The organism is Amycolatopsis sp. NPDC114484 (assembly GCF_055633755.1).
This window is the reverse complement of record NZ_JBVKDQ010000045.1, coordinates 40,304-48,215: the sequence shown is the minus strand read 5'-3', so window position 1 is coordinate 48,215 and position 7,912 is coordinate 40,304. Positions and strand designations below refer to the sequence as shown.

The window sequence follows — 7,912 nt, the reverse complement described above, 5'->3', positions numbered from 1 at the left end:
CCCGCCTTGACAAGCACCTCCGCGCCGTAGTCACACTCAGCTTCGGGGTGCCCCCACGCAACCCCCACAGCAATGTCGCCGCCAGGCGACGAGCCGAGCCCCGAGCCTCACCCGTCAATCACCCGATGCTTCCGCCCCTCAATCTGCTGAGCATCCCGCGCATACCGATTGACCTTCTCCGATTTCCGCGGCGGCCGATCATTGGCAATCAACACCGCGATCCAAGGCAACGGAATAGAAATAACCAAAAACAGAATAGCCAGCCACCACGTATGATAAGTCAGCCCGGCCAGCACCAAACAAGGAATCCGGCACACCATCATAATGACGTACTTCCGCTTCCGCGCCGCCAGCTGATCGTCCAGCGACGGCTCGGCCTCGGTGATCAGCACAGGCTCGGGGCGGGGATCCGGTCCGTGGGGTGCGTTCACAGCACCACCTCCGCGTTCCATCGTCTCACTCACCGCCCTTCCGCGACACCCGGACGAGCGAACCGGGACAAAGCCGCGACGACGAGCGTTTCGACCCCGGTCCGCAACGTCGGATGCAGCACCGGCGCGAACCTGGACGAATGATTCGACGGCACGTCGGTCTCAAAGCGCCCCTCGGTCATCGCCGTGATCACCTGCTGCGCGTCGAACCCGCCGACCAGCCAAAACACAGACGGCACCCCAGCCGCCCGGCCGAACTCGCTGAAGTCCTCGCTGCCGGTGACCAACGGCGCAGGCATCGTCGCTTCCGCCCCGAAGTGCCCCCGGAACACCTCAGTCAGCTCATCCGACGCAGCAGCGTCGTTCGCAGTGACCGGATACGACGCGACGACCTCCACCGTAGGAGGCTTAGGCGCCCCCGCAGCCGCCGCTTCCCCGTTAACGATCCGCTCGATCGCCTTGCGCAGCCGCACCAGCACAGCGTCGTCGAAGGCTCGAGTGTTGACCTCCAAGACCGCATGATCGGCAATCACATTCGCCGCGGTCCCGACATGCATCGAGCCAACAGTCACCACCGCAGGCTCAGTCGCGGCAGTCTCCCGCGACACGATCGTCTGCAGCTTCAGCACCACAGACGCGGCAAGCACCGCCGGGTCAACAGTGGTTTCCGGCCGCGACCCATGCCCGCCGCGCCCGTGCAAGGTGATCCGCAGCGTGTCCGTCGCCGCCATGATCACCCCGGGACGAGTAAGCACCCACCCGGCCGGACCAGGCACGATGTGCTGACCGAAGACGACGTCGGGACGGCCGGCCTGCTCAAAGAGACCGTCGCGGACCATCCCGGCGGCACCGTCCCCGGCCTCCTCGCCAGGCTGGAACACCGCAAGCAACGTGCCGGACCACTCGTCCCGCGAAGCCGCGAGAAGATGCGCGGCACCGGAGAGCCACGTCGCGTGCATGTCGTGGCCACAGGCATGCATCAGCGGCACGTCGCGTCCTTCGGAGTCGACGCCGCGCGCAGTGCTCGCGTACGAGAGCCCCGTCTGCTCCTCGACCGGCAACGCGTCGATGTCCGCGCGAAGCAGCACAGTCGGCCCTTCGCCGTTGCGCAGGACGCCGACAACGCCGGTGCGGCCGATGCCGGTGTGCACTTCGAAGCCGTCTTCGGTCAGCCGTCGGGCCAGCTCCGCTGCCGTACGGGTCTCGGTGAACGCCAACTCGGGATGACGGTGCAGATCGACGTACAGCGCTTCAAGCTCCGGCAGTGCCGCTTCAAGCGGAGCCAGGACACGCTCGGTGGTCTCGGTGGTCACGATGCTCATCGTGGCAGGCTTACCCACCGTGAGCACGAACACGCCTCTTCCTGACCTTTCCGACGACGTCTGCGCGCGGCTGCGCGAAGCGTTCCGACGCACCGGCTACGACGCTGACGGCGTCGTCGACGCGCTCGGCGGCGCAGCACACACGGCGCTCGGCCGCGGCGAGCCCGAACCCGCCCGCCGCGCGAGCCTCGACGCCGGGGACCTCGGCGTCTTCATCCGGCTGTTCCTGCTCGGTCTCGCCGAGCCGGCGAAGACCGTCTCGTCGGCGTTCGCGCCGCTCAGCGCGGACGACGCGGTGGCCGCGGGCATCCTGCGGACCGTCGGGGACGAGTTCCGCGCCGCGCTCGACATCCGCCCGCACGGCGACGAGGAGGGCTCGTGGTGGGTCGTCTCCGACCTCGACGCCGACATGCTCGGCCACGTCGTGCCCGAGGACCACGTGCTCGGTGTCGGGCACGCGTCGCTGAGCCTGATTCGCGCGACCAGCCGCCGCCCCGTCGGCACCCTGCTCGACCTGGGCACCGGCAACGGCGTCCAGGCGCTGCACGCGACCCGGCACGCGCAGCGAGTGACCGCGACCGACGTGTCGGCCCGCGCGCTCGCCCTGGCCGCGGGCACGTTCCGGCTGAACGAACTGGACGTCGAACTGCTGCGCGGCGAATGGTTCGCGCCGGTCGCGCGCCGCCGGTTCGACCAGGTGGTGTGCAATCCGCCCTTCGTGGTCGGCCCGCCGCGCGTCGACTACACCTACCGCGACTCCGGTCTGGCAGGCGACGACGCGAGCGCGCTGGTCGTCCGTCAGCTGCCGAGCTTCCTCAACGACAGCGGCACCGGTCAGCTCCTCGCGTCGTGGCTGCACCGACGCGGCGAAGACTGGGGAGACCGCGTCGCGCGCTGGCTGCCGCCGGAGACCGACGCCTGGTTCGTACAGCGCGACGTTGCCGACCCGGGCCTGTACGTCGGTACCTGGCTGCGCGACGAAGGCATCGATCCGCGCTCGCTCGAAGGCCGTGCCAAAGCCGCGGCGTGGCTCGACTGGTTCACCGAAAACGACGTACAGGGCATCGGTTTCGGCTTCGTGACGCTGCGGCGCGCGAACGGTCAGACGCCGACTGTCGTCTGCGAAGACCTGCGACAGGCTTACGACGACCCGCTGGGCCCCGAAGCAGCGAACTGGCTCGACCGCGTCGAGTGGCTGCGCACACACGGCGACAATGTGTTGGACGTAGCGTTTCGGGTACCTGAAACGGTGCTGCTCGAACGCGTCGATTCGCCCGGCGACGAAGGCTGGGAAACGACCGTCCGCCGGTTGCACCGCACTGACGGACCGGGTTGGCAGCACGAGGTCGACGAACTCACTACGCGGCTTCTCGCGGGTTGCCGCGGCGCGCTGCCGTTGTCGGATCTGCTGGACCTGCTGTCCGCGGCACAGGGCCTCGATTCCGCCGAACTGACCGCCGCGGCGTTGCCGATCGTCCGCGAACTCGTGCGGCACGGCATGCTCGTGCCCGGTTCGCCGCAGTGAGGGCGGTTGCGGCGCGGGTCACCCGCGCGAGCGTGACCGTCGCGGGGGAGATCGCCGGGGAGATCAAGGAACCGGGCCTGCTCGTGCTGCTGGGCGTGCACCGTGACGACGATCTCGGGAAAGCCGAAACGATGGCTCGCAAACTGCACGAACTCCGGTTGCTGCGCGACGAGGAATCCTGCGCGACGACCGGCGCGCCGCTGCTGGTGGTGTCGCAGTTCACGCTCTACGGCGACACCCGCAAGGGCCGTCGCCCGTCGTGGACCGCCGCCGCCCGGCCGGAAATCGCCGAACCGCTGGTGGACGCCGTGGTCGCGGAACTGCGCGGCCGCGGCGCGACCGTCTCGACCGGACGGTTCGGCGCGGAGATGGCGGTGGAAAGCGTGAACGACGGCCCGTTCACCGTTCTCATTGAGGTCTAGACCACAGTGGATCGGCGCGCGTAACATCGAAGGCGCGGCGCGCGATTCGCCCGCATTTCCCGGAGCGGAGCGGTTCTCAGCAAAACCTCAGTTTTGGTGGAGCAACCGCGAGGCGGGTACGCCCGTCCTCTTTTCAGCGAGCCGGGAACGTTTCACCTTCCCGGAGCGTTGAGACCGGTGTCCAGCCAAGCCGGCTGGGCCCGCGGACACGGGATTCCACAGGCCCCGTCCCGCAGGCGCCGGCGAGACACGTTCAGCCCGTGACCGGGGAGGCAGAATGTCAGTCCAGACTCTCGAACGCGAAGCGCGCGGGATTCGCGAGCGCGGGATTCCAGCACAGCAGAGCGAGGAGCGGGAGCGAATGAGCGTGGGGGCGCTCACCGACGCCGACCTCGACGCCCAGAGCCCCGCCGCCGACCTGGTGCGCGTGTACCTGAACGGCATCGGCAAGACCGCGCTGCTCACCGCGGCCGACGAGGTCGAGCTGGCGAAGCGGATCGAAGCCGGGGTCTTCGCCCAGCACATGCTCGACACCGTCGAGGACCTCACGGCGCAGCGCCGCAAGGAGCTGCGCGCGCTGATCCGCGACGGCCACGTCGCGAAGAACCACCTGCTGGAGGCCAACCTCCGGCTCGTGGTGTCGCTCGCGAAGCGCTACACCGGACGGGGCATGCCGCTGCTCGATCTGATCCAGGAGGGGAACCTGGGGCTGATCCGCGCGGTGGAGAAGTTCGACTACTCCAAGGGATTCAAGTTCTCCACGTACGCCACGTGGTGGATCCGCCAGGCCATCACCCGCGGCATGGCGGACCAGGGCCGCACCATCCGGCTGCCGGTCCACCTGGTCGAACAGGTGAACAAGCTGGCCCGGATCCGCCGCGACCTGCACCAGCAGCTGGGCCGCGACGCGACGCACGAGGAACTGAGCGCCGAATCGGGCATTCCGGTGCACAAGATCTCGGACCTGCTCGACCAGTCCCGCGACCCGGTGAGCCTCGACATGCCGGTGGGCGCCGAGGAGGACGCCCCGCTGGGCGACTTCATCGAGGACTCGGAGGCGACCGACGCCGAGAGCGCCGTGATCTCCGGCCTGCTGCAGGACGACCTCCGCCGGGTACTGGCGACGCTGGACGACCGCGAACAGCACGTCATCCGGCTCCGCTACGGCCTCGACGACGGCCAGCCGCGCACGCTCGACCAGATCGGCAAGCACTTCGGCCTGTCCCGCGAGCGCGTGCGGCAGATCGAGCGCGAGGTCATGGCGAAGCTGCGCCAGGGCGAGCGGGCCGACCGGCTGCGGGCGTACGCCAGCTGAGTTTCTTCCCTCTCCGGGGCCGGGGGTTCGGGGTTTGGGTCCCCGGGTCCCGGAGAGGGCGGAGAAGCCTGCCGGCGAGCTGATTCGGGCTGCCGCGGCGGGCTGACCGGGCGTGGGGTCCGGTGAGCCGGATCGCGGCGAGCACGCGGGCGGGCAGGTCGGGGTTTTCCGTCGGGGACCGGGTGGGGCCCGGCCGGGCGGGACGGGAATCTTCGGCCGGATCACTATTTCGGTGGGCAGCGGGTGGTGCCGCTGGTTGCGCAGAACCCTCGGTTCGTTATCCGGACCGGGGGTTTTGTCGTGTGCGGGCCGGTCTTGCGAACCGGGGTCTTGCCGGGTCCAGAACCAGTCCCGCGACCCGCAGTCTTGCCGTGGCCGAGCCCGTCCCGCGACCCGCAGTCTTGCCGTGCCCAGGCCCGTCCCGCGACCCGCAGTCTTGCCGTGCCCAGGCCCGTCCCGCGACCAAGGGGGCTTGCCGCGCCCAGACCGGTCTTGAGACCCGGTCTTGTCGTGCCCAGGCTCGTCGTGCGACGGGGTTTTGTCGCGTCCAGGCCGGGCCTGTGAGCGGGGGTTTTGTCGTGTCCAGCCCCTCCTGCGACCCCGGTCCTGTCGTGTCCGGCCCGCCGTGCGATCCCGGTCTTGCCGTGTCCAGGCCCGTCCTGCGACCCGCGGGGTTTGCCGTGCCAGTCCCGGATTTCGCCCGGCTTGGCCGCCCCGGCGACCGCCTGGCAATTGCCGACAAGTCGCCTCATCAACACCACCAGCCTCACCCACCCCTTGAGCCCCACCAGCCCCTGGAGCCCCAGCAGAGCGCACGATCCTCCTCCCGTGCCCGGATTCCTCCCATTCATCCGATTCCTACCAACACCCACCGCAATCCCATCACCACTCTGTGCACCCGATCGTGGAATTCGCCTCTCGTTCGCGTTTGGCGGTTCTGGGCAGTGGGTAGCAAGCGTTCGCGACCCCCGCTGTGCGGCGTCCGGTCAACGCGCCGGCGGGGGTCCCGTTAGTCACGCGGGGCGGATGTGTGCGCATCCGGTCCGCTTTCCCCGGGAGGTCGGGTCCGTCGGGGTGGGCCCGGCCTCCCGACCATGCCTGCCCGAAACCCGCGGCGAGCACCGTCGGCGTGCGCTATCCCACAGCGTCCCCGCACCCGTGCGACCGGGCGGAACCCGCTGAGTACCGTGAGCCAATCCCGATCAGGGCAAAGGAGCCTCGCTGTGCCGCCCACCACGTTCCAGCACACCGAAGTCCTGCCGCTCGGCAAGGACACCACCACCGAGTACCGGCTGGTCACCGCCGACGGCGTCGAGACCGTCGAAGCCGCCGGGCGGAAGTTTCTGAAGGTCGATCCGGAGGCGCTGACGACGCTCGCGCGCACGGCGATCACCGACATCCAGCACCTGTTGCGTACGTCACACCTGCAGCAGCTGCGCGCGATCGTCGACGACCCCGAAGCCAGCGGCAACGACCGGTTCGTCGCGATGGACCTGCTCCGCAACGCGGCCATCTCGGCTGGTGGCGTGCTGCCGATGTGCCAGGACACCGGGACCGCGATCGTCATCGGCAAGCGCACCGAAGGCGTGCTGTCCGGCGGCGACGACGAGCGCGCGCTTTCGCAGGGCATTTTCGACGCCTATCAGCAGCTGAACCTGCGGTACTCGCAGATGGCCCCGATCAATTTCTGGGAAGAGCGCAACACCGGCACGAACCTCCCCGCGCAGGTCGAGCTCTACCACAAAGACAACGCTGGCTCCGACTCCGTTGAACCCTCGTACGAGTTCCTGTTCATGGCCAAGGGCGGCGGCAGCGCCAACAAAACGTTCCTGTACCAGGAAACCAAGGCGGTGCTCAACCCGAAGCGCCTCGCCCGGTTCCTGGACGAGAAGCTGCGCAGCCTGGGCACCGCCGCGTGCCCGCCGTACCACCTGGCGATCGTCGTCGGCGGCATGTCGGCCGAGTTCAACCTCAAGGTCGCGAAGCTCGCCTCCGCGCGCTACCTCGACAACCTGCCTGCCGAGGGTTCCGAGCTGGGCCACGCGTTCCGCGACCGCGACCTCGAGCAGCAGGTGCTGGAGATGACGCGCCAGTTCGGCATCGGCGCCCAGTTCGGCGGCAAGTACTTCTGCCACGACGTCCGGGTGATCCGCCTCCCCCGGCACGGCGCGAGCTGCCCGGTCGGCGTCGCGGTGTCCTGCTCGGCCGACCGCCAGGCGAAGGCGAAGATCACCGAAGAGGGCGTGTTCATCGAACAACTCGAACGCGACCCGGCCCGCTTCCTCCCGGACGTCACCGAGGACGACCTGTCCGACGAGGTCGTGTCGGTCGATCTCAACCAGCCGATGGACCAGATCCGCGCACAGCTGGCGCAACTGCCGGTGAAGACGCGCCTGTCGCTGACCGGCCCGCTGGTCGTCGCGCGAGACATCGCACACGCCAAGATCGCCGAGCGCCTGGACGCCGGCGAGGAGATGCCGCAGTACCTCCGCGACCACCCGGTCTACTACGCGGGCCCGGCGAAGACCCCCGACGGCTACGCGTCCGGCTCGTTCGGCCCGACGACCGCCGGCCGGATGGACTCGTACGTCGCCCAGTTCCAGGCAGCGGGCGGCTCACTGGTGATGCTGGCGAAGGGCAACCGCTCGAAGCAGGTCACCGCCGCGTGCAAGGAACACGGCGGCTTCTACCTCGGCTCGATCGGCGGCCCGGCCGCACGGCTGGCGAAGGACTGCATCAAGAAGGTCGACGTCCTCGAGTACGCCGAACTAGGCATGGAAGCAGTCTGGAAAATCGAGGTCGAAGAGTTCCCCGCGTTCATCGTCATCGACGACAAGGGCAACGACTTCTTCTCCGAAACCAGCGAACCGGTCCTGCAGATCAGCTTCCGCTGACCC

6 protein-coding genes are annotated in these 7,912 nt (G+C 68.9%); 4 read left to right on the top strand and 2 right to left on the bottom strand.

Going from position 1 to position 7,912, the window contains the following annotated elements; translation table 11 throughout:
- Positions 1-107: 107 nt before the first annotated feature.
- Together ACZ7SW_RS45415 and ACZ7SW_RS45410 are read right to left on the bottom strand one after the other, a co-directional pair.
- A complete protein-coding gene (locus ACZ7SW_RS45415; protein WP_470236587.1) occupies positions 108-452 on the bottom strand; it encodes a DUF3099 domain-containing protein in 345 nt (114 codons plus the stop codon).
- Between the two features lie 8 nt (positions 453-460).
- Positions 461-1,753: an amidohydrolase gene (locus ACZ7SW_RS45410; protein WP_470236583.1), complete on the bottom strand. Its 1,293-nt coding sequence runs from the start codon at positions 1,751-1,753 to the stop codon at positions 461-463.
- A gap of 19 nt (positions 1,754-1,772) precedes the next feature.
- Between ACZ7SW_RS45410 and ACZ7SW_RS45405 the strand changes: the two genes are divergently transcribed.
- From ACZ7SW_RS45405 to ACZ7SW_RS45390, 4 genes are all read left to right on the top strand, one after another.
- On the top strand, positions 1,773-3,278 hold the full coding sequence (locus ACZ7SW_RS45405) for a DUF7782 domain-containing protein (RefSeq protein ID WP_470236582.1): 1,506 nt from the start codon (positions 1,773-1,775) through the stop codon (positions 3,276-3,278).
- Positions 3,275-3,700 carry a D-aminoacyl-tRNA deacylase gene (dtd, locus tag ACZ7SW_RS45400; protein WP_344267634.1) on the top strand — a complete coding sequence of 142 codons (426 nt, stop codon included), beginning with the start codon at positions 3,275-3,277 and terminating at the stop codon, positions 3,698-3,700. The genes ACZ7SW_RS45405 and dtd overlap by 4 nt, the downstream gene beginning before the upstream one ends.
- A gap of 277 nt (positions 3,701-3,977) precedes the next feature.
- Positions 3,978-5,015: a sigma-70 family RNA polymerase sigma factor gene (locus ACZ7SW_RS45395; protein WP_470236581.1), complete on the top strand. Its 1,038-nt coding sequence runs from the start codon at positions 3,978-3,980 to the stop codon at positions 5,013-5,015.
- 1,223 nt (positions 5,016-6,238) lie between these two features.
- Positions 6,239-7,909 (top strand): fumarate hydratase, encoded by a 1,671-nt coding sequence (locus tag ACZ7SW_RS45390; protein WP_470236580.1) that lies wholly within the window; start codon positions 6,239-6,241, stop codon positions 7,907-7,909.
- The last annotated feature ends 3 nt before the right edge of the window (positions 7,910-7,912 follow it).